This is a genomic window from Ruegeria sp. D4 (assembly GCF_056534475.1).
The window spans coordinates 21,857-42,861 of sequence record NZ_JBQFPJ010000014.1 but is presented as its reverse complement, the minus strand read 5'-3'; the positions used below and the strand labels follow the sequence as shown (position 1 = coordinate 42,861).

The following is a 21,005-nucleotide window of genomic DNA, read 5'->3' as shown; positions in this document are numbered from 1 at the left end:
GGCACACGCCCGGCCTGCACCTGAACCTGTGTAAGGCGGGTGCCAACCTGCCTTGCTCCTTCCACCTAAACCATGAGTATCCGCATGTCTGCCGTCGACGTCCCCGAACAGGAAAGCTGGTTTCACAGAAATCAGCAGCGCATCGCGCCCTGGCTGTTTCTGGCCCCCGGCCTGCTGTTCTTTATGGTCTATGTGATCATTCCGGTGTTTCAGTCCTTTAACCTGTCGCTTTATGAATGGGACGGTCTTGGTGCGGCTGAATATGTCGGGTTCCGCAACTACGAGGATTTGTACTGGGAATGGGTTGATCGGGATGCATTTTACATCTCTCTCAAAAACAACCTGATCTGGCTGATCCTGTATCTGGCTGCGATTCCCGCCGGCTTGTTCATTGCGCTGTTCCTGAACCAAACGGTCTGGGGCATTCGCCTCTACAAGTCGCTTTTCTTCTTCCCGTTCGTCATCTCTCAGGTCGTTGTGGGCCTCGTCTTCACATGGTTCTACGATCCGACTTTCGGACTTCTCAACGAGTTCCTGGGTTTTTTTGGCGCCGGACCGCTGAATGTCCTAGGAGACGAACGTTTTGTCACCTATGGCATCATCTTGGCGGGCCTCTGGCCTCAAACCGCGTATTGCATGATCTTGTACCTCACCGGTTTGAATGCCGTTGACCCCGAACAGATCGAAGCTGGGCGTCTTGATGGGGCCAAAGGCATGCGGATGCTCTGGCACATCATCCTGCCGCAACTGCGCCCGGCCACTTTCATCGCCTTCGTTGTCACCATCATCGGTGCTCTGCGCAGCTTTGACCTTATCTCAATCATGACGCAGGGCGGCCCCTTCGGTTCCTCCCGCGTCTTGGCTTACTACATGTTCGAGGTCGCCCTGTCCGAATACGGCTTCCGCATGGGGTACGGCGCGGCCATCGCGGTCATCCTGTTCCTGATCATGCTGTGCTTCATCGCTTATTTCCTCTGGTCAATGTACCGCGAAGAGAAGGGGCACTGAGATGTTTCCCAAACCCATCGAAAAACAACCCCGCTCGGCGCAGATTACCTATCAGGCCATGCTGCCACTGGCGCTGCTTCTGTGGTTGGGACCATTGCTGGCCGTCGCGCTGTTCTCTGTCAAACCGGCAGCGGATTTCACCAATGCAAACTACTGGGGCATGCCCTCCAGCTTTGAAGGCGCGTTCAACTACGGTCAGGTATTCTTCAACTCGGACATGCCGCGCTATCTGCTGAACTCGTTCATGATCACCATCCCAACGGTGATCGGAGCGGTCGCGCTCAGCTGCATGACGGGGTTTGCGCTGGGGATCTACAAATTCAAGTCAAACATCTGGATCTTCTTCATGTTCGTGGCGGGCAACTTCGTGCCGTTCCAGATCCTGATGGTTCCCGTGCGCGACCTGACGCTGCAACTGGGTCTCTACAATACAAAAACAGGGCTGGTCCTGTTCCACATCGCCTTCCAGACCGGGTTCTGCACCCTGTTCATGCGCAACTTCATCCGCGCCCTGCCCTTTGAACTGATCGAGGCCGCCCGGGTCGAAGGCATCAGCGAGTGGCGTATCTTCTGGTATGTCGTTCTGCCGCTTATGAAGCCTGCAATCGCTGCCCTCAGCGTCCTTATCTTCACGTTCATCTGGAACGACTACTTCTGGGCCGTGGTTCTGACCCAAGGCGCAGAAAGCCAGCCCGTGACAGCCGGTATCACAAGTTTCAACGCTCAGTTCCGGGCCGCCTACCAGTTAATGAGCGCAGGCTCGATCGTCGCCGCTTTGCCGCCTGTGGCCATGTTCTTTCTCATGCAGAAACACTTCATCGCGGGTCTGACCCTCGGAGCAGTCAAATGACCAAAATCACCTTTATCGGTGCGGGTTCCACGATCTTCATGCAGAACATAGTGGGCGACGCGCTGCTGACCCCCGCGCTTGCCGACAGCCATTTTGCACTGATGGATATCAACCCGGTGCGCCTGGCGGAAAGCGAGGCCGTAGCAAGGGCGATGATCCGTTCGGTTGGAACCGGCGCGACCGTGTCCACCCACACCGACCGTCGGTCAGCATTGGATGGGGCGGACTTCGTAATCACCGCGTTCCAGGTCGGGGGATACCAGCCCTGCACTGTCACCGATTTCGAGATCCCCAAGCAATATGGCTTGCGTCAGACCATCGCCGACACGCTGGGGGTTGGCGGCATCATGCGCGGGTTACGGACCGTTCCGGTTCTCTGGGACGTGGCGCAGGACATGATGCAGCTTTGTCCCGACGCGACGCTGCTGCAATACGTCAACCCGATGGCCATCAATACATGGGCCCTGGCGGAAAGATTCCCGTCGCTGAAACACGTGGGCCTCTGCCATTCGGTCCAGAACACGGTCGAGGAACTGGCCCACGATCTGGACTTGCCCAAAAGCGATATCCGCTACCGGGTGGCCGGCGTCAATCACGTCGCCTTCTTCCTTCGACTCGAGCACGCGGGGCGCGATCTCTACCCAGCCCTGCGGCAAGGCTACGCCACCGGGAAGCTTCCCAAAGCCCCTCTTTTGATGCCGCGTTGCCCCAACAAGGTGCGCTACGAGGTGATGGACCATTTGGGCTATTTCTGCACGGAAAGCTCCGAGCATCTGGCCGAATACGTTCCGTGGTTCATCAAGGACGGGCGCGATGATCTGATCGAGCAGTTCTCGATTCCGCTGGACGAGTACCCGACCCGGTGCGAGGAACAGATCGCCGACTGGCAGCAGAAGGCAAAAACTCTGACTGATGGGGGCAACATAGACGTGATCCGCAGTCACGAATTCGCCGCCGACCTCATGAACGCCATCATCACAGACGAACCTTATACGGCCTACGGCAACTTGCCAAACACCGGCCAGATTCCGCAACTTCCATTGGGCGCTGCGGTGGAAACGCCATGTCTGGTGGACAGCAACGGTGTTCAGCCTTCGATTGTGGCTGATGTTCCGCCACAACTGATCGCCCTGATGCGCACTCAGATCAACGTGCAGGAATTGACCGTCCGCGCCCTGACCGAGCAGAACCCGGAGCATATCTATCACGCGGCCATGATGGACCCACACACCGCAGCGGAACTGGACCTGCGGCAGATCCGAGGCCTGGTTACCGATCTGCTGACTGCCCATTCCGACTGGCTTCCCGATTGGTGCCGCCCGGCCCGCGCGGCCTGACCTTCATCTTTTCACAAATACTCAAACCCAACCCGAACCACGAAAAGCAAAACAAGAAATGAAAAAGCGCCGCTCACAACACTGGTACGGAAAACTCGACAAAGATGGGTTCATCCATCGCTCCTGGATGAAAAACCAGGGATTTCCTGATCATGCCTTTGACGGGCGCCCAATCATCGGCATTTGCAACACCTGGTCTGAATTGACACCCTGCAATTCAGGCCTGCGCGATCTGGCCGAGGGCGTGAAACGCGGCGTTTGGGAGGCCGGTGGCTTTCCCGTCGAATTCCCGGTGATGTCGCTGGGCGAAACCCAGATGAAGCCCACCGCCATGCTGTTCCGCAATCTGCTGGCGATGGATGTCGAGGAATCTATCCGCGCCTATGGCATCGACGGCGTCGTGTTGCTGGGCGGTTGCGACAAGACCACGCCGGGCCAGTTGATGGGTGCGGCCTCGGTTGATCTGCCCTCGATCGTCGTCAGCTCGGGCCCGATGCTGAACGGCAAGTATCGCGGGCAGGATATCGGTTCCGGCACCGACGTGTGGAAATTCTCCGAGGCTATACGCGCGGGGGAAATGACCCTGCAGGATTTCATGAACGCAGAATCCGGCATGTCCCGCAGCGCAGGTGTTTGCATGACGATGGGCACGGCCTCGACCATGGCGTCTCTGGTCGAGGCGATGGGCATGAGCCTGCCGACCAACGCTGCCCTGCCCGCTGTCGACGCCCGCCGCATGGCGCTGGCGCATATGACCGGCAAGCGGATTGTCGAGATGGTCGACGAAGACCTCAAACCCTCGGACATCCTGACCAAAGAAGCTTTCGAGAACGCCATCCTCGCCAATGCCGCCGTCGGTGGTTCGACCAATGCGGTTGTCCACCTGCTGGCTCTGGCCGGTCGTGTTGGCGTGGATCTGACACTCAAGGATTTCGAGATCGGGTCCGAAATTCCCCTGCTGGTCAACTGCATGCCTTCGGGAAAGTACTTGATGGAGGATTTCTGTTACGCAGGCGGCGTTCCGGTTGTTCTGAACGAGCTCAAACCCTTTCTGCGCCCGGCCAGAACAGTTTTGAACAAGGATATTTCCGCCCATTACGAGGGTGCCGAATGCTTCAACACAGACGTCATCCGTCCCTTTGCCGATCCGGTGAAACCCGCCGCGGGCCTGCGGGTTCTTCGCGGCAATCTTGCACCCAACGGTGCCATCGTGAAACCTTCGGCGGCCACGGACGCTCTGCTTGAAACCGAAGGCGAGGCATATGTTTTCGAGAGTATCGAAGACCTAAAGGCCAATATCGACCGCGACGATCTGCCGGTGACGCCCGAAACTATTCTGGTCCTCAAAGGATGCGGCCCCAAAGGTTATCCGGGGATGCCCGAGGTCGGCAACATGCCGATCCCCGCCAGGCTGGTGAAAGAGGGCGTGCGCGACATGATCCGCATTTCCGACGCCCGTATGTCCGGCACCGCATATGGCACTGTCATCCTGCATGTCAGCCCCGAGGCGCAGGCCGGTGGCACGCTGGGCTTGGTCAAAACCGGTGATCGCATCCGGGTTTCCGCCAGCAAGGGCGAACTGGAACTGTTGGTCGATGAAAAGGAGCTGGACGCCCGCCGCGCCGCGTGGCAACCGGACGACCCCCATTATTCCCGCGGCTACGCGAAACTCTATATCGACCACGTGCTACAGGCCGATCAGGGAGCAGACCTTGATTTCCTTGTCGGCAAAGACACCCGCCTTGTGACCCGAGAGAGCCACTGATGTCCCAAACCGCCACATTCCACGACCTCAACGGCGCGTCCGTTTTCATCACCGGCGGCGGATCGGGCGTCGGAGCGTCCCTGACCGACGGGTTCCTCGCACAGGGCGCAAATGTTGCCTTCATTGGCCGCTCGGACGCCAGCGCTTTTGTCGACGAGATGCACGAGAAGCACGGGCGCGCACCGCTGTTTTTGCAAGGTGACATCACCGATACCGAATTGCTGCATGCGACAATGGCAAAAGCCGCCGAGGCTTACGGGCCGATCAAAGTGCTGGTCAACAACGCCGCGAACGACAAACGGCACGGATTGTCCGAAACCACCACGGAATTCTGGGACTGGATGATCGAGGTGAACCTCAAGGCTTATTACTTCGCCTGTCAGGAGGCCGCGCGGCAAATGCAGGATGCCGGTGGGTCGATCATCAACTTCTCTTCAATCAGCTACATGATGGGCAACGCGGGATATCCGATCTACACCACATCGAACGCCGGGATCACCGGGATGACAAGGTCGCTTGCGCGCGAGTTGGGTCCGCAGAAAATCCGGGTCAATGCCCTGGCGCCTGGATGGGTTCTGACGCAGAAACAGCTGGACATGTGGGCAACGCCCGAGGATTTGGCGGCACATATGGAACGACAGTGTCTGAAAGAGCATCTGAAACCGGAAGACATGATTGCGCCGACACTGTTTCTGGCTTCGGACGCCAGCCGCGCGATGACGGGGCAGTGCATGGTGGTCGATGGCGGCGTCGTTGCTACGGGGTGAGAACATGAACACAGAATGGATCGCGGTTGATTGGGGAACCTCCCATCTGCGCGCCTGGGCAATGCAAGGCGATTCCGTGCTGGATCACGCCCAATCTGACCGAGGCATATCACGTGTTGCGGGGCGCGATTTTCAGCAGGTCCTGCTGGACCTGATTGGAGGCTGGCTTGGCGCCGGCCCGACCGATGTGGTTGCCTGCGGCATGGTTGGCGCCCGGCAGGGTTGGGTCGAAGCCCCCTACTCTGCGGTTCCGTCCGCGCCGCTTCCGGAAATGCCAATCCGTGTGCCGGGCACTGATCCGAGTATTCGCGCGTTTGTGGTGCCGGGACTAAAACAGAACGATCCCGCCGATGTCATGCGCGGCGAAGAAACCCAGATCGCAGGATTTCTGGCAACACGTCCAAACTGGGACGGTGTGATCTGCCTGCCCGGGACACACACGAAATGGGTTCAGGTCAGCGCTGGCGAGGTCGTCAGTTTCCGCACGTTCATGACCGGCGAAATGTTTGATCTGTTTCAGGGGCAATCGGTCCTGCAACACTCGGTTGGCACCGGCTGGGATGAGGCCGCTTTTGCGGAAGCCGTGGCAGACACCCTTTCAAAGCCGGAACAGTTGGCGGCCCGACTGTTCGGCTTGCGCGCAGCCGACCTGCTGCATGGCCAGGGCAAGGACGTGGCGCGTGCGCGCTTGTCCGGTCTGCTGATTGGTGCGGAACTAGCAGCCACGCGCCCCTACTGGCTGGGTCAGCAACTGGCCATCATTGGCGCGGAAGGACCATCAGAGGTTTACGCCAAGGCGCTACAGCTACAAGGTGCGTTTGTGGAAACGGCGGATGCCACTTTGGTAACACTGGCAGGTCTGGCTCAAGCGCGACAACTCACAAGGCAAACCGCATGAGCCGTCCGATCATAGCCATTTTGCGCGGATTGCGCCCGGATGAGGCAGCCCCAGTTGGTCGAGCGCTGCTTGAGGCCGGTATCGACCGGATCGAAGTCCCCCTGAACTCTCCCGACCCGCTGGAGAGCATCCGCATTTTGTCCGCCACCTTCGGCGATCGCGCCCTTATCGGTGCAGGAACCGTGCTGACACCAGAACAGGCCGAGGCGGTTGCAGCCGCAGGCGGGAAACTGATCGTTTCCCCGAATTGCGATGTGGATGTCATCAGCAAATCCGTTGCGCTGAACATGCAAAGCTGGCCGGGCGTCTACACACCAACCGAGGCATTCGCTGCACTTCGCGCCGGCGCCACCGGGTTGAAACTTTTTCCCGGCATTCTTGCCGGTCCGACAGGACTGGCAGCGTTGCGCCCTGTCCTTCCCGACGGAACACTGGTGTTTGCTGTCGGCGGAGCGGGCCCGGACAACTTCCGGGACTGGATCAGGGCAGGCGCGGATGGTTTCGGAATCGGATCAGCCCTGTTCAAACCCGGAATGAGTGTCACGGACATTGCAGACCGCGCCGGAAAGATCGTGGCGGCGTATGATGAGGCCATGGAATGACCGAAATCTATGACGAGCGTCCCTGCGCGTTGGGCGAAGGGCCGCTCTGGCATCCGGAACGGCAGCAGTTGTTCTGGTTTGACATCCTGAACCGGTGCCTGATGACAAGGGATCAATCCGGGCAAAAAAGCTGGGATCTTGCCGAACTTGTTTCTGCAGCTGGCTGGGTGGATCACGATACGTTGCTGATTGCGTCGGAAACAGGATTGTGGCGCTATGGCCTGAGCAATGGCAGAAAGGAACTGGTCACACCGCTTGAAGCCGATAACCGGGTGACACGTTCGAATGACGGGCGGGCTGACCCTTGGGGCGGGTTCTGGATCGGGACCATGGGCAAACAGGCTGAACCTGGCGCCGGGGCGATCTACCGATATTGGCGGGGTGAATTGCGGCAACTGGTCCCGGACGTGACAATCTCGAACGCGATTTGCTTCGCACCTGACAGGTCCTGCGCGTATTTCGCGGACACCGCTGCCGGGCAGGCCCGGCGTTGGGCGCTGGAAGGCAAAACCGGGTGGCCCATTGGCGACAGCTCGGTGTTTCTGGACTTTCGCGAAGCCGGGCTGAACCCTGACGGAGCCGTAACGGATGCCGCAGGCAACATCTGGATCGCGCAATGGGGGGCTGGCCGTGTCGCTGTTTACAGTCCCGAGGGCAGTTTTCTCCGCGCGGTTTCCGTTCCGGCCGCCCACACCTCGTGCCCCGCATTCGGTGGTGAAGACCTGACCACTTTGTTCTGCACAACGGCCCGCCAGGGTCTGGATGCGGACGTAATCGAAGCACAACCCACCAATGGCATGACCTTCGCCGCCCGCGGCGCTGGTCAGGGTAGGGCAGAATATCGGGTCATCCTATGAAGCCGGAATTGGGCGTTTGCTATTATCCCGAACATTGGCCCGAGGAAATGTGGGAAAATGACGCCAGAAGCATGATCGAGGCCGGCCTGCATTGGGTTCGGATCGGGGAATTTGCCTGGAGCCGGATGGAACCGCAACCGGGAGAATTGCAGTTCGACTGGCTGGACCGGGCGATTGAAACGCTTGGCTCGGCCGGTCTTAAGATTGTTCTGGGTACGCCAACGGCAACACCACCACGCTGGATGATGGACCGCCATCCGCACATGCTGGCAGTGGACGCTGTGGGGAACCCTCGAAAGTTTGGATCAAGGCGTCACTATTGCTTCAGTCACAAGGGTTACGCGAACGAATGCGGCCGCATCGCCCGGATCATGGGTGAGCGGTACGGGCGCAATCCTCATATCGTGGCCTGGCAAATCGACAACGAATACGGCTGTCATGACACCACAATCAGTTACAGTCCGGCGGCCTTGCAGGCTTTCCGCCTTTGGCTCGCCGCCGAATACACGAGCATAGACGCGCTGAATGAAGCCTGGGGTAACGTGTTCTGGTCAATGGAATACAGTGAATTCGACCAGATCGACCTTCCAAACCTGACGGTGACCGAGCCGAACCCGGCGCATGTCCTGGCCTTTCGTCGCTTCAGTTCTGATCAGGTCGCGGCTTTCAATAAGGTGCAGGTAGATGAACTGCGTCCGCTGACGGATGCACCATTGCTGCACAACTACATGGGCCGCGTGTTGGAATTCGACCATTTCGCGGTGGGCAAAGACCTCGATATCGCCACGTGGGACAGCTATCCCATCGGTTTTCTGTCTGACAGGCTTGAAGCGGATGAGGATCATAAATCTGCGTTTCTGCAGCAGGGTGATCCGGACATGCAGGCCTTTCACCATGATCTTTATCGTGCAGTTGGTCACGGGCGCTGGTGGGTGATGGAACAACAGCCCGGACCGGTGAACTGGGCCCCCTATAACCCAGCCCCCCTGCCCGGAATGGTTCGGCTTTGGTCCCTTGAGGCCGTTGCCCATGGTGCCGAGGTGATCAGCTACTTTCGTTGGCGGCAGGCCCCGTTCGGGCAGGAACAGATGCATGCCGGTCTGTTGACACCGGACAATCGCCCCGCTCCCGCATTGGATGAGGTCAGGCAGACCGCAGACGTTCTGACCGGATTGGGGGAAGTGAGGCCATCGCGTGCTCCAGTTGCAATCGTGTTCGACTACGCCTCGGACTGGGCTTGGAGAACACAGCCGCAAGGTGCCGGTTTCGATTACTTTCGGCTGGTTTTTTCGGCCTATTGCGCCCTTCGCCGTGCTGGGTTGTCTGTTGATTTCGTAACTTCAGCGGACAAGTCCGCGGAAAAGTACAGGCTGATCCTTGCCCCCGGTCTGGCAACGCTGGATGACGGGTTTGAAAGCAGGCTGTCGGAAAGCTGTGATCTTGCCATCCTCGGGCCCCGAACAGGGGCAATCACATCTGAATTTCAAATACCCCAGACAGGCCGTCCCGGCCTGAAGGCACTTAGTTGCAATGTTGACCTTGTGGAAACGCTACCCCCCAACGTTGACCGCGCGGTCGTCGGCGGCGGAGCTGCGAAACACTGGGTCGACCGCGTGTCAGGGGACGCCCCCAATCTGCTTCTGTTTCAGGACAAGTCCCCGGCGCTGAAAGGCGCTGATGGGCTTTGGTATCTGGCGGGGTTTCCGGACGAGGCCCTTTGGGACCGCGTGATTGCTTTGGCCGCTCAAGAGATTGGCCTGTCCTTGCAACCAATGCCACGTGGCCTGCGCCGCCGCGAAACTGCGGATCACGAGATCCTGATTAACTACAACGCTGATCCCGTGGAATGGAACGGCCATGTAATTGATGGATGCGATGTGATCATCCTAAATCGCAAACCGCCCGAACAAGACTGACTTGTCCGGGCGGTGGTCTGGTGTTGGGCGAGTTACGTCTAGTCGCCGCTGTTCAGGCTGTTGGGGTCAAATGCCCCGCCGAAACCCCCGCTTCCACCGTTCGAATCCGAGGGCTGTTCTTCGGGTTCCGAAGCACCGTCGCTCTCCTCTCCGCCCAGTGTATTTGGCGCGAACACGTTTCCAAAGCCGCTGTTGTTCGACGGTTTCGGAGCCGATTGCTGGGCGTCGCCCTGTTCGGCCTGTTCCGCCTCGCGCTTTTTGCGCTGTTCTTCGCGCTGCTTGCGCAGCTCCTGAATCCGCTGTTCTGCCTCTAGGCGCTTCTCTTCTTTCACATTGGCAATGCACTGCGCGGGGTTATAGGCCGTAGCAGTACCCACAACGGTGATCGTTGCGACCGAGAAGATAACCAGCAATACGGCGGCGGTGTTGCCTGAAAAGAAGCTGGGCAGTTTGATCTTGCCAGCCAATTCCTCAACTGTGGCCTGTTTGCGGGCCGCCGCGACCAGTTCCTGACGTTTCAGCTTTGCCTCGTTCAGCAAGGCAAAAAACACGGTCAGCGCCACGATGATGAAGGCCAGGGCCGAGATCGCAGGCGTGATACCATAGCGGACCTTCTGCGCCAGTTCGATTGTCAGGGTCGGGTATTCACCGAAGGTGAAGGTGGTCGTGTTGTAGTTCTCGAACGAAGCGAGGAACGCCAACACTGCCGCCGACGCAATCGCAGGGCGCATGAAGGGCAACAGAATCTTGCGGAACGCCTGGGCATGGCTTGCCCCGAGATCCAGCGCCGCTTCGGTCAATGCCACATCATAGCGCTGCAGACGCGCTACCAGCACCAGCATGCAATAGCTGGCAATAAAGGTGGACTGGCCGATCACCGTCAGGAAGATACCGTTGGACAGGAAGCTGTCAGCCCCCAGGCCCAGAAACCGGTTGATCCTGTCCCAAAAGACCAGGGTCGAGATACCCAGAACAACACCTGGGATCAGGATCGGCGCGATGATGACGGTGTAGTAGGTCGCCCGAAGCTTGGGCCAGATCTGGGTCAGCATCAGCGCCCCGGCCAGACCCATCGCCACCGACAGAACAACCGTTCCGGCACCGATGATTAGCGAGTTCTTGATGCCATTCAGAATACGCTGATCCTGAAACAGCTCGCCGAACCACTGGAAGGTTAGGCATTCCCACGGACTCATCCTCGGGAACCCGGACGAGTTGAAAGCGGTAATCGACATGATCACCAGCGGGCCCAGCAGGTACAGGAAAAAGATGACCAGATAGACCCAGATGCTTATGCGGAGGAAGGAATTATTCATTTCCCGATGTCCCCCATGTTCACTTTGAACACACGCATCATCGCCAGAACGAACAGGATACAGGTCACCAGCAGCACGATGGCGTAGGCGGCCCCCTGCGGCCAGTCATTGTTGTCGTTGAACTGCTGATAGATCAGCTGCGTGAACCACAGCGACGATGGACCGCCCAGAATCTGTGGCGCGGCCAGCGCACCGGCGGACAGCATGAACACCATGGTACAGCCAGAACTGATACCCGGCTTGGCATATGGAATGACCACGCGCCAGTGAATCCGCCACCAGGGCGCACCCAGATCCCGCGCCGCTTCGATCTGGTTTTTGTCCAGACTTTCAATGACGTTATACATCGGGAAGATCATCAGCAGGATGTAGGCATAGCCCAGACCCGCATAAAGCGCGATATCGTTGCGGATGAAGTCGAACGGCGTATCCCAGATCCCCAGTCCCACGAACAGCGTATTCAGAACACCGGTCTCGCCAAAGATAATCCGCAGGGCAAAGGCGCGCAGGATTTCATTGATCCAGTATGGAATGATCAACATGATCGCGAAAATACGGATTTGATTGCCCTCGGTCTGGCCGAGGTAATAGGCAATCGGATAACAGATGATCAGGTTGAAGATCGTCACACAGACCGCCGCGACAAGCGTTCGAAAGAACACCCGCAGATCGACCACGTTATAATCCTGACTACCACCTTCGGGGCCATAGATCAGGTATTTGTAGTTCTCCAGCGTATAAACGTCCTTGGGCCCGCCGATTTCAGGCGGCGGAAGGTTTGGACGGAAAGAGAAGTCCAACATCGACAGCTGAGGCAAAATGATCAGGCCAATGGTCCAGAAGACCACCAAACCCAAAATTGCCAGTCCCATGCCGGTGCCGTTGCGATTGAAAAATTCTTTCAGAAACCGGGGCATAAGTTCTTCCCCTTATTCCGCTGCCAGCTCACCAGCAGGAACCAGAACCGCGTTGCGGGTCTCGTATTCCAGCGTGATGTTCCGACCGGTGTGATCCTCGAAAGACTGTCCGTTGTTCGGGATCGACACTTTGATCTCTTTGCCGCCTTCACCTTCGGTGAAAATGTTAAAGACGTTGCCCTCGAATTCTTCGTGGTTGACGCGGGCAGTGACGAAATGATTGCCCGTTGCACTGTCCGGCGCTATGGCGAAGGCTTCGGGACGAATGAACATCATCGCGTCGTCGCCTTCCTTCATCTTGCCCTGATTGGCGGTCGAAATCCGTGCAACCAGCTCACCCGAGCGGTTGGTCGAAATCAGGGCCTCATTGCCCATCACCTGCTTGATCTTGCCGCGGAAGACGTTGTTTTCGCCCACGAAAGAGGCTGCAAAAGCCGTATTGGGATCGTTGTAAATGGTTTTACCGTCGGCGATCTGGTCGATGACACCTGCTCGCATCACGGCGATGTTGTCCGACATGGTCAGCGCCTCACCCTGATCGTGCGTGATGTAGATGAACGTGATGCCCACACGCTGTTGAATTTCTCGCAGTTCGGTCCGCATGTGCTGGCGCAGCTTGAGGTCCAGGGCGGACAGTGGTTCGTCCAGCAACAGCACATCGGGTTCGGCACACAGGGCACGTGCGATTGCCACACGCTGACGCTGACCGCCCGACAATTCGCTGGGCAGTTTGTCGCCCTGCCCCGGCAGCGCGATCATGTCCAGCAGTTCGTCCGCACGTTTGCGACGTTCGGCAGCGCTGGCGCCCTTGATTTCCATCGAGAAGGTGATGTTTTCCCAGACCTTCATCAGCGGAAACAGGGCCAGGTTTTGAAAGATCAGCGCAGTAGGACGCTTGTTGGGCCCGATCCCCCGCATATTGTTGCCGCCGATCAGGACGTTCCCTTCACTCGGCTCCAGAAAACCCGACACAGCGCGCAGGATGGTTGTCTTGCCGCAGCCCGAGGGGCCGAGGAACGAAAAGAAGTCGCCCCCGTTGATATTTACGTTTGCATCTCGCACGGCGACAAAATCACCGAAACGGATCCACAGGTTTTCCAGATCGACTCCGACCCCTGCACTCATTTTTGGTATCTCCCTGGAGCACGGCCCGCGACCGTGTCACATTTCAGTCCGTCGCACCGGGGCGGCGTACGGAAACAGCCCCCCGCGCCAGCGCGAGGGGCCAGATTTCAAGGCGATCAGGCGCTCTTGAACTTGTTGACGAACTCGGTCCGGGTTTCCGCGTACCAAGGTGCTTCGGCCGGCCACGGATTGAGGTTGGCCAGCGAGTCGCCTGGATAGGCCTCGGCGAAGTTCTTCTTGTAGGTGTCGCCCGAATATTGGTCGGCACCCAGCACCGGCGAGTTGTAGCCGTGGCTGTCAATTGCAACACCGGCAGGCTTGGCCTGATAGGCAAAGTCGATGAATGCATAGACCTGGTCGATATTCGCCGCACCTGACGGCATCGAAATACCGTCAACCCAGGCCATCGCACCTTCAACAGGCGCCTGATAGTGCACAGGCTCACCGGCAGATTTCAGGGCCAGCGGCGGGCCGTCCCATGTTTGGCCGACAACAACGCCTTCATTCAAAAGACCGTTCTTCTGTGTGTCCGCGTCGTTCCAGATCAGCTTGATCCGGTCCTTGCGCGCGATACACCAGTCGGCGATCTGACCCCAGACTTTGCGCATGGTCTCTTCGTCGCCATATGCGGCCCAGACCGAACCCGGCTCCATCTCACCGGAACGCTCCATATAAAGACCGGCGCCCAGCATCATCGAGTGCGCGCGGCCCATGGTCTTGCCGGCGTTTTCCTCGGACCAGACGTCGCCATAAGACGGTGCGTCGCCTTCAGGCAGCCACAGATCGGTGCGATATGCGATGCCTTCGGTGCCCCAGATATGCGGCAGCCAGTGCGCGCCACTATCGCCGAAGTTCCAGGCATCCGTGCCGATCTTCGCCATCGCCGGGTTCACCAGATCAATCGGAACCTTGTTCATGTCAAACGGCTGCAGCAGTTCCAGCGGCTCCCACTGGAGCGAGCGGTTGTTGGTGGGCGAGATGATGTCAAAGCCCTGGCCTTTGGTGGCCTTCATCTTGTTGATGATTTCTTCGTTCGACCCGATACCGGTGTAGTTGACCTTGATACCAGTCAGGGTCTCGAACTCTTCGATGAAGGACGGCGGCAGGTAATCCGACCACATCAGGATGTTGATCTCACCCGAAGATGCCAAAGCGGACTTGCTGTATAGTGGCGCTGCCAGCGCCGCTGCACCGGCCCCTTTAAGGACTGTACGACGTGTTACAGTTTTACGGTTTTCCATTGAGTGTACTCCCATTGTTGAAACGTCTTGTTTTTGTTTTGTAGTCGCAGGCTAGAACTTTGCGGCAAGCCTGTCAGGCCAAAAGTGACAGTTGACAAAAATAATAGGTCCAGATCGTCGGCCAACCGATTGGAAAACCTGGTTAAGCCACTGAGCCATCACGCCAGATGGCCAGGTCACACGGGCCAATACTGGCTCGTCCGACCAAAAATCGGCGGCTTTTGTCTTCAGGCAATGTTACTGCGACGTCACCAAAATTGAATGCGAATGTCAGGTCGCCACGGCGGGTGATGCGCACGTCAGGCCCAAGATCACTGCCAATTACTCCTGCCCAGTCCAAAGTTTCGGCGACAATCGCGTGCAGCAGCCCTTTTCGCGGAATCATCGCCAGGTAAGTGGCACGCGCCGAACGCACGGCCGCCGGGCTTCCATCGCGGTAGGGGCTTTCGAATCGCGCGATAACGTCCTGATCCGTCTCCACGATCTCGCGCCAGCCTGTGAACCCATGCGTCTCTCCATTAGTCAGGCGAACGCGTTCTGCCGCCAAATCCGGCAGCGACTCCACCCGCAGGACACGCAGTCCGGTCAAATCTGACAAAAGTCCGGGTGCCAGCCCCTCGGGGGTATGCATGTCGGGCGTTTTGCTGCCAGACCGTGCGCCGATCAGCAATTTTGCCGTGCAGTTCTTCAGCTTCTCGGCAAGATCGGGTGTGATGATCATGCTTTGCGGCAATGCAACCAGCGCATAGCCTGACAAATCGCTGTCCGGCCCCACGAAATCCAGATCCACCCCATACCGCCGGAATGCGGCATACCATTCACGCACGATCTGCGCGTTTGGAAACGCATCGTCATGCGGAAGGATGTCCGCAGCCCAAATCGACTCGTAATCCAGCAGCATGGCGACCTGCGCCCTGTCACAGACTTGTTCCGGCAGGTTATCGCGTTCCGCTGCAACCTGCGCCAGCTCGACCGATGCCTGATCCGGGCTGCCATCCGATCTCAGCAACGCAGTATGGAATTGTTCCTGAGCGAACTTGGCCTGGCGCCACCGAAAAAACATCACTGCCTGAGCGCCATGCGCATAGGCCGCCCACGTCCATAGCCGCACCATTCCATCCGCTGGCGAGGGGTTTTTCTCTGCCCAATCTACCGGACCTGGCTGCTGTTCCAGCACCCACATCCGGCCATTTCCCTGACTTCGGCACAGATCGCAATGAAACCCCTGATAATCCGGTGCCCCGGTGCGTAGGTACCGGTGCTTTTCCTCGTCCGTCAGCGTCGAACCCAGCATGTTTCCCAGCGGGTAACTGTCGAAACCCACGATATCCAGATCAGCACCAACGGCGTGATGATCAAACTCGAAACTGCCCGCCATGAAGTTATGCGTGATGTCCCGGCCCGGTGAAAACTGCCGCAGGATATCCACCTGGGTCCGATTGAACAGCCGCACCCGGTCCGAAGAATACCGCGCGAAATCAAGCGAATGGGTCGGGTTGGGCATGGCAACCAAACCATTCGGCAGCCCGATCTGATCAAAGTCCGAATAGACCGTGCTCCAGAAAACCGTTCCCCAAATCCGGTTCAGGTTTTCAATCGTCGCGTACCGCTCGGCCAGCCAGCGCTGAAAACCGCGGCGCGCCGCGTCCGAATAGCTGAGAACGGTATCGTGGTCATTGTATTCATTGTCGATCTGCCAGGCGTGAACATGGGGGTTCTGCCCGTAACGGCGGGCATATTCGGTGGCGATCCGGCTGGCTTCAGCCAGGTAAATATCGCTGGAGAAACAGTAATGCCTGCGCGATCCGAACCCGCGCACCCGGCCATCCGGACCCACAGGAAGGATCTCAGGATGCTGATCAATCAACCATTTCGGCGGCGCGGCAGTGGGCGTGGACATCATCACGCGCAAGCCAGCCTCGCCCAGAATGCCAATCACCTCGTCCAGCCAGCCCCATTTGAACCGCCCGCGCTCAGGCTCGATCAGACCCCACGTGAACTCGGCAATGCGCACCCAGTCCAGCCCCATGTCCGCCATCCGCGCAGCATCGTCACGCCACTGCGACGCGTCCCATTGTTCCGGGTAATAGCAGACCCCAAGTTCCAGTTTACTCATCTGTTTTCTCTTGCGGTCCGCCGCTCGATCCATTTCAGGAAACTGGCGCAGCCAAGGGTAATGACCACGTACAAAATGGCCGCAGTGTTGAACGGAGCGAAAGGCAGAAAGCTGGCGGCCTGAAATTCGCGCATGCGCTGAGTCATGTCGCGCACCGACAGAATTGACAGCAATGACGTATCTTTGATCATGGCGATGAATTCATTGCCCAATGGGGGGGTCACGATCCGCAGCGCTTGCGGCAGAATGATCAGCCGCGCAGTCTGCCAGCGCGACAGGCCCAATGATCCGCCCGCCTCGATCTGTCCTCGTGGGATGGCCTCGATGCCGGACCGGAAGATTTCGGCCATATAAGCCGAATAGCCCACCGAAATGGCGATGATACCTCGGGTCATATTGGTCATGTCGATGCCGCCGCCAGTGGCATCCTTTACCGCGCCCGCCAGCGGCAGACCGATGTAAAGGATGATCACCAGCATCGGTATGCCCCGGATCGTGTCCACAAAGAACTCGGCCCCGACCGCAAGAGGATGCAGTTTGTGCTGCGCCCCACCTATCGTCAGGGTCAGAAGCAGAAAGCCGAAAACCGCAAAGGCCAGCGCCGGGTTTCGGTATTTGTCGGGCAAAAAGCTGGTCTGCCAGATCACCGGGTACCCTTTGGTATTTGTCCCGGCGGGAACAAAGGCACCCGACACGCTGTCCACGGACTCGATCTGATCCAGCGCGCTGACGGCATCCGGTGCACTGCGAATGCGATATTGCTGACCTTCGCCGCCCTCGAATTCGCCAAACCGAATGATGTCTGCCTGCGCCTGCGGCGTACCGCGCACAATGGCAATGCGGGCCTCGGTTGTACCGATCAGTTCATAGCTGACCTGCGGCTGCATGAAGAAAAAGGCCGAGGCTGCCAGCAGGGCCAGACTGATCGAGCCATAGACCATCGTTGTTCTGGCCTTGGGCTTGAAAGACTGCAATCCGACCCAGATCAGCCCCAGGATCGCGGCAAAGATATAGGCAAATATTGCCGCCCGGAAGGTGATTGCGACACCGGTCGCAAACTGCCAGTGCGCCATGAACATCAGATAAAACAGTGCGGCACCGGTAAGAATCTCTAACCCCAACCGGACATAACCGCGCATGGCAGGTGGCAGGTTTGGCGAAATCAGGATCACGGCCACCAAAGCCGCATAGACGCAAAGCAGTACCTGCAAACCGCTCTGAACCTGTTGAACCACTTCCGGGAACAGTACCCATGTCTGTTCTGATCGGTCGATCAGTGCTGACGTGTTTTCGCTGAGTGAGTGAAAGAACACGGATTCGGCAAATGGCATCAAAATTTGTGGGGCCACGAAGCCCAGAACCGCCAGCGCTGCGGCCGCTGGCAATGCCGCCAAGGCCGCACCGCGCAACCACAAGGGCGCGACCGTCTGAAACCGGGCGTTGCGGGCGCAAAGATAACCCAGCGCGGCCACTGTCAGGATCAGCAGGAACCCGACAAAGATCGCGCCTGCATTGTTGCCAATACCCAGAATGGCAATCAGGGATCGCAGATATTTTGAAGACGTTGCAAAGAGATAGATGATAAACGGAGCCGCGGCGAGCAATACAAGATTGCTCGGCCGGATCGAGCTGAGGCGGGACATGGGATTTCTTCGACCTCTCTGCAGGGGTTGGATCCGGCGGTCAGAACCGCCGGACCATCTGTTCGTTCAGAAGATCACTCAGTACTCCAGTACTTGCCGACCAGGGCGTCCAGCGTGCCATCTTCCTTGATCGCCGCCAGCCCTTCGTTGATCGCGTCAACGGTGGCGTCACCTTCCTGAAACACGATGCCCAGCGGATCGGACTGCAGACCGGTGATGCCCACGGTCAGTTCACCTGCAAACTCCTGCTCGTAAGCCGCAGCCGAAGTTCCGTCGATGATGACGCCCTGCACATCGGCGTTCTGCAGTGCCAAAATGGCGGCCGAGAAATTATCATACAGGCTGACATTCTCACGCCCAACCAGTTCTTCGGCCAACTGTGCATTGGTGGTACCGGTTTGCGCCGCCAGTTTCTGGCCGCCAGCCTTGAAGTCATCCAGTGTCATGTCAGAGTTATCGACCTGCAGCAGGATGGCCTGGCTGACCACGATATAGGGGTCTGAGAAATCCATGGTTTCTTCGCGTTCCGGCGTGATCGACACGCCCGAGATCACCAGATCGAATTCGCCCTGTTGAAGCGCCGCAAAGATGCCGTCCCAGGCGGTGTTCACGAAGTTCGGAACGCAATTCACCTTTTCACAGATCGCGTTCATCACATCCACGTCAAAACCAACGATCTGGCCCGTGGATTCATCAACGGTTTCCATCGGTGGATAGGTGGCATCGGTTCCGATTTTGAGCACGCGCCCTTCCAGATCGGCGGCCATGGCCACGGGTGCGGTCAGCGCGGTCAGCGCCGCTGCGGCAAACAAGTTCTTGAACATTTTCGTCTACTCCTCTGTTGGTTCAGTTTGTGTGCGCCGTTTGCGGCGCGGCAGTGTCAGGTTGCCGCTCGATCAATCTGGCCCTGATCTTTTTTTGTGTCCTTGTGGGGTCAGCCCCCTCCAGCGTTTTCAGCATGTACTCGCCCAGCAATTGGCTGGTCTCTTCGATCGGCACATAATAGGTGCTGGGTGGCGGAACGAAGTACCGACTGAGTTGCAGGTCATCGGTCGAGATGACCACAAGATCCCGTCCAACCTTTACACCGGCGCGATGCGCGCCGGACAATACACCAAGCGTCATCGCTTCGTTTGCGCATATGCAGGCGCTGGGTCGGTTCGGCAGGCGCATCAGATCATCGAAAACCCGCTGCCCCGTTTTTGCAGTGACCGGACCGTTGAAGATCAGTTCCGGCTCTACCGGCAAGCCCCCGGCCAACAGCGCTGTGGCATAGCCTTGCTGTCGTTGCGTCGCATAAATCAGGTTCTTTGGCGGGTTGGCCAAGGCGATACGTCGGTGCCCAAGCCGGATCAGGCGCGCCGTTGCATCATGCGCTGCGGCCTGACTGTCCAGATCGACGTAGGCATGTGGGGCTTTGCTTTCGCTCATGCCCATGGTGACGAAGGGAAAGTCTTTTTTCTGCAGGAACGCGATGCGCGGATCGTCGTGTAATGTACCGGAAAAGATCACACCATCGGCCAGACCGTCCTGAACAATCCGGCCCAGTTTTGCCATCGCATCTGTGACGTCCGAGACGCTGAACACACTCAACTCATACCGCGACCCCTGAAGGGCACTGGAGATTCCAGCCACGATACGGGTGAATTCCACCCCTTCCCACTCATCGGCCGTGTCCGGGGATACGCTGACCAAAACCGCAATGCGATAGGATTTATTGGTGCGCAGTTTCAGCCCGTCCAGATTGACCCGATAGCCCATTTTGGCCGCGGCGGCCTGGATCACTTCGCGCGTTTCCGCCTTGACCGACGCCGCCCCGCGCAGCGCATTGGAAACGGTTCCCACCGAATAGCCGGTTTGTCTGGCTATCGACTTGATCGTCGCCCGCGCCATTACCCGACCCCGGCCAAAAACCGGTCGCGCAGGAAACGACGGCCAGAGTTCAGTATTTCTGAGTGGTTTTGCGTGTCGTCATGTTCAACAAAAATGTCAGTGCAGGCACTGTCGGCCAGGGCCTGCAACACCAGCGCCCAGTCGACCAGCCCCTGCCCCGGCGCACACCAGAGATCACCCTCGGGCCCGGCTCGGGGCTTCACGTCCTTTGCGTGCGCCGACGTTATCCGGTTGGAATATCGGTTCAGTAGATGGTGGGGTTCAGAAACGGCAGATGCCAGCCATCCGATATCCGGCTGCCAATACAACGCCTTTCTGGACAATATGATATCCAGCGGCGTTTCACCCCTGGGGCCGACCATTTCAAAGTCATGGTTGTGATACGCCAGACATATGCCGTGCTCAGCCAGACGCGCGGCCCAGTTTGCCAACTGGCCCGACACTACCCACCATCCCTGGGCAGTGTCGGGCCTGGCCTCGGGCGCCAGCCAAGGCATGACGGCCACTCGGCATTCCAAACCCTTCAGCAAGGTGATGATTTCTTCGAACCGGCTTTCGAAGTCTTCCCATTCAAAATGTGCCGACCGAACCTTCAATCCGGATTGCCCCACCTGCTTTGTCATTTCCGATACAGAGAGACCGTGAAACCCGACCGTCTCAACATCGGCAAATCCGCAGTGCGCGACCAGATCAAGCTGAGATCGTAAATCGCCAAGCTGGCGCACGGTATATAGCTGGGCTGATATCCGCATTT

General features: G+C 58.3%; 18 protein-coding genes. 9 read left to right on the top strand and 9 right to left on the bottom strand.

What is annotated here, in order from left to right:
* The first annotated feature begins 84 nt into the window (after positions 1–84).
* Genes ACR0MI_RS17290 through ACR0MI_RS17250 form a run of 9 tightly spaced genes read left to right on the top strand, consistent with a single transcriptional unit; the run spans position 85 to position 10,000 of the window.
* Entirely contained in the window at positions 85–1,008 is a 924-nt protein-coding gene (locus tag ACR0MI_RS17290; RefSeq protein WP_170611206.1) for a carbohydrate ABC transporter permease, read from the top strand.
* Between the two features lies 1 nt (position 1,009).
* Entirely contained in the window at positions 1,010–1,858 is an 849-nt protein-coding gene (locus tag ACR0MI_RS17285; RefSeq protein WP_170619379.1) for a carbohydrate ABC transporter permease, read from the top strand.
* Complete coding sequence (melA, locus tag ACR0MI_RS17280; RefSeq protein ID WP_170611212.1) at positions 1,855–3,195, top strand: alpha-glucosidase/alpha-galactosidase; 1,341 nt, start codon at positions 1,855–1,857, stop codon at positions 3,193–3,195. Before ACR0MI_RS17285 ends, melA begins: the two co-directional genes overlap by 4 nt.
* Positions 3,196–3,253: 58 nt before the next feature.
* A complete protein-coding gene (locus ACR0MI_RS17275) occupies positions 3,254–4,960 on the top strand; it encodes an IlvD/Edd family dehydratase (RefSeq protein ID WP_170619381.1) in 1,707 nt (568 codons plus the stop codon).
* Positions 4,960–5,727, top strand: a complete 768-nt coding sequence (locus tag ACR0MI_RS17270; protein ID WP_170611218.1) for an SDR family oxidoreductase — start codon at positions 4,960–4,962, stop codon at positions 5,725–5,727. Before ACR0MI_RS17275 ends, ACR0MI_RS17270 begins: the two co-directional genes overlap by 1 nt.
* Positions 5,728–5,731: 4 nt before the next feature.
* Entirely contained in the window at positions 5,732–6,625 is an 894-nt protein-coding gene (locus ACR0MI_RS17265) for a 2-dehydro-3-deoxygalactonokinase (protein ID WP_170611221.1), read from the top strand.
* The gene (locus ACR0MI_RS17260; RefSeq protein WP_170611223.1) at positions 6,622–7,227 is read left to right on the top strand and encodes a 2-dehydro-3-deoxy-6-phosphogalactonate aldolase; all 606 of its coding nucleotides are present in this window, start codon (positions 6,622–6,624) and stop codon (positions 7,225–7,227) included. The genes ACR0MI_RS17265 and ACR0MI_RS17260 overlap by 4 nt, the downstream gene beginning before the upstream one ends.
* Complete coding sequence (locus ACR0MI_RS17255) at positions 7,224–8,084, top strand: SMP-30/gluconolactonase/LRE family protein (RefSeq protein ID WP_170611226.1); 861 nt, start codon at positions 7,224–7,226, stop codon at positions 8,082–8,084. The genes ACR0MI_RS17260 and ACR0MI_RS17255 overlap by 4 nt, the downstream gene beginning before the upstream one ends.
* Entirely contained in the window at positions 8,081–10,000 is a 1,920-nt protein-coding gene (locus tag ACR0MI_RS17250; protein ID WP_170815945.1) for a beta-galactosidase, read from the top strand. The genes ACR0MI_RS17255 and ACR0MI_RS17250 overlap by 4 nt, the downstream gene beginning before the upstream one ends.
* 38 nt (positions 10,001–10,038) lie before the next feature.
* Here ACR0MI_RS17250 and ACR0MI_RS17245 read toward each other — a convergent pair whose 3' ends face one another.
* From ACR0MI_RS17245 to ACR0MI_RS17205, 9 genes are all read right to left on the bottom strand, one after another.
* Positions 10,039–11,316 carry an ABC transporter permease subunit gene (locus ACR0MI_RS17245; RefSeq protein ID WP_170611232.1) on the bottom strand — a complete coding sequence of 426 codons (1,278 nt, stop codon included), beginning with the start codon at positions 11,314–11,316 and terminating at the stop codon, positions 10,039–10,041.
* On the bottom strand, positions 11,313–12,233 hold the full coding sequence (locus ACR0MI_RS17240) for an ABC transporter permease (RefSeq protein WP_170611235.1): 921 nt from the start codon (positions 12,231–12,233) through the stop codon (positions 11,313–11,315). Before ACR0MI_RS17240 ends, ACR0MI_RS17245 begins: the two co-directional genes overlap by 4 nt.
* Positions 12,234–12,245: 12 nt before the next feature.
* Complete coding sequence (locus ACR0MI_RS17235; protein WP_170611238.1) at positions 12,246–13,358, bottom strand: ABC transporter ATP-binding protein; 1,113 nt, start codon at positions 13,356–13,358, stop codon at positions 12,246–12,248.
* A 116-nt stretch (positions 13,359–13,474) separates the two neighbouring features.
* Complete coding sequence (locus ACR0MI_RS17230) at positions 13,475–14,599, bottom strand: extracellular solute-binding protein (protein ID WP_170611241.1); 1,125 nt, start codon at positions 14,597–14,599, stop codon at positions 13,475–13,477.
* A gap of 142 nt (positions 14,600–14,741) precedes the next feature.
* Complete coding sequence (locus ACR0MI_RS17225; protein ID WP_480441565.1) at positions 14,742–16,715, bottom strand: beta-galactosidase; 1,974 nt, start codon at positions 16,713–16,715, stop codon at positions 14,742–14,744.
* Positions 16,712–18,358, bottom strand: coding sequence for an amino acid ABC transporter permease (locus ACR0MI_RS17220; RefSeq protein WP_170611248.1), 1,647 nt, complete (start codon positions 18,356–18,358; stop codon positions 16,712–16,714). Before ACR0MI_RS17220 ends, ACR0MI_RS17225 begins: the two co-directional genes overlap by 4 nt.
* A 74-nt stretch (positions 18,359–18,432) precedes the next feature.
* Positions 18,433–19,182, bottom strand: a complete 750-nt coding sequence (locus tag ACR0MI_RS17215; protein ID WP_170611251.1) for a basic amino acid ABC transporter substrate-binding protein — start codon at positions 19,180–19,182, stop codon at positions 18,433–18,435.
* Positions 19,183–19,204: 22 nt separating this feature from the next.
* Entirely contained in the window at positions 19,205–20,251 is a 1,047-nt protein-coding gene (locus ACR0MI_RS17210) for a LacI family transcriptional regulator (RefSeq protein WP_170611254.1), read from the bottom strand.
* On the bottom strand, positions 20,251–21,003 hold the full coding sequence (locus ACR0MI_RS17205; protein ID WP_170611257.1) for a sugar phosphate isomerase/epimerase family protein: 753 nt from the start codon (positions 21,001–21,003) through the stop codon (positions 20,251–20,253). The genes ACR0MI_RS17210 and ACR0MI_RS17205 overlap by 1 nt, the downstream gene beginning before the upstream one ends.
* Positions 21,004–21,005: the final 2 nt, after the last annotated feature.

Excerpts from the sequence above, each read along its gene's own strand:
- ACR0MI_RS17225 (WP_480441565.1), bottom strand. The coding sequence starts at position 16,715 with ATGAGTAAACTGGAACTTGGGGTCTGCTATTACCCGGAACAATGGGAC.
- ACR0MI_RS17255 (WP_170611226.1), top strand. The coding sequence starts at position 7,224 with ATGACCGAAATCTATGACGAGCGTCCCTGCGCGTTGGGCGAAGGGCCG.
- ACR0MI_RS17285 (WP_170619379.1), top strand. The coding sequence starts at position 1,010 with ATGTTTCCCAAACCCATCGAAAAACAACCCCGCTCGGCGCAGATTACC.
- ACR0MI_RS17250 (WP_170815945.1), top strand. The coding sequence starts at position 8,081 with ATGAAGCCGGAATTGGGCGTTTGCTATTATCCCGAACATTGGCCCGAG.
- melA (WP_170611212.1), top strand. The coding sequence starts at position 1,855 with ATGACCAAAATCACCTTTATCGGTGCGGGTTCCACGATCTTCATGCAG.
- ACR0MI_RS17210 (WP_170611254.1), bottom strand. The coding sequence starts at position 20,251 with ATGGCGCGGGCGACGATCAAGTCGATAGCCAGACAAACCGGCTATTCG.
- ACR0MI_RS17270 (WP_170611218.1), top strand. The coding sequence starts at position 4,960 with ATGTCCCAAACCGCCACATTCCACGACCTCAACGGCGCGTCCGTTTTC.
- ACR0MI_RS17235 (WP_170611238.1), bottom strand. The coding sequence starts at position 13,358 with ATGAGTGCAGGGGTCGGAGTCGATCTGGAAAACCTGTGGATCCGTTTC.
- ACR0MI_RS17275 (WP_170619381.1), top strand. The coding sequence starts at position 3,254 with ATGAAAAAGCGCCGCTCACAACACTGGTACGGAAAACTCGACAAAGAT.
- ACR0MI_RS17245 (WP_170611232.1), bottom strand. The coding sequence starts at position 11,316 with ATGAATAATTCCTTCCTCCGCATAAGCATCTGGGTCTATCTGGTCATC.
- ACR0MI_RS17240 (WP_170611235.1), bottom strand. The coding sequence starts at position 12,233 with ATGCCCCGGTTTCTGAAAGAATTTTTCAATCGCAACGGCACCGGCATG.
- ACR0MI_RS17260 (WP_170611223.1), top strand. The coding sequence starts at position 6,622 with ATGAGCCGTCCGATCATAGCCATTTTGCGCGGATTGCGCCCGGATGAG.
- ACR0MI_RS17220 (WP_170611248.1), bottom strand. The coding sequence starts at position 18,358 with ATGTCCCGCCTCAGCTCGATCCGGCCGAGCAATCTTGTATTGCTCGCC.
- ACR0MI_RS17290 (WP_170611206.1), top strand. The coding sequence starts at position 85 with ATGTCTGCCGTCGACGTCCCCGAACAGGAAAGCTGGTTTCACAGAAAT.
- ACR0MI_RS17230 (WP_170611241.1), bottom strand. The coding sequence starts at position 14,599 with ATGGAAAACCGTAAAACTGTAACACGTCGTACAGTCCTTAAAGGGGCC.
- ACR0MI_RS17265 (WP_170611221.1), top strand. The coding sequence starts at position 5,732 with ATGAACACAGAATGGATCGCGGTTGATTGGGGAACCTCCCATCTGCGC.
- ACR0MI_RS17215 (WP_170611251.1), bottom strand. The coding sequence starts at position 19,182 with ATGTTCAAGAACTTGTTTGCCGCAGCGGCGCTGACCGCGCTGACCGCA.
- ACR0MI_RS17205 (WP_170611257.1), bottom strand. The coding sequence starts at position 21,003 with ATGCGGATATCAGCCCAGCTATATACCGTGCGCCAGCTTGGCGATTTA.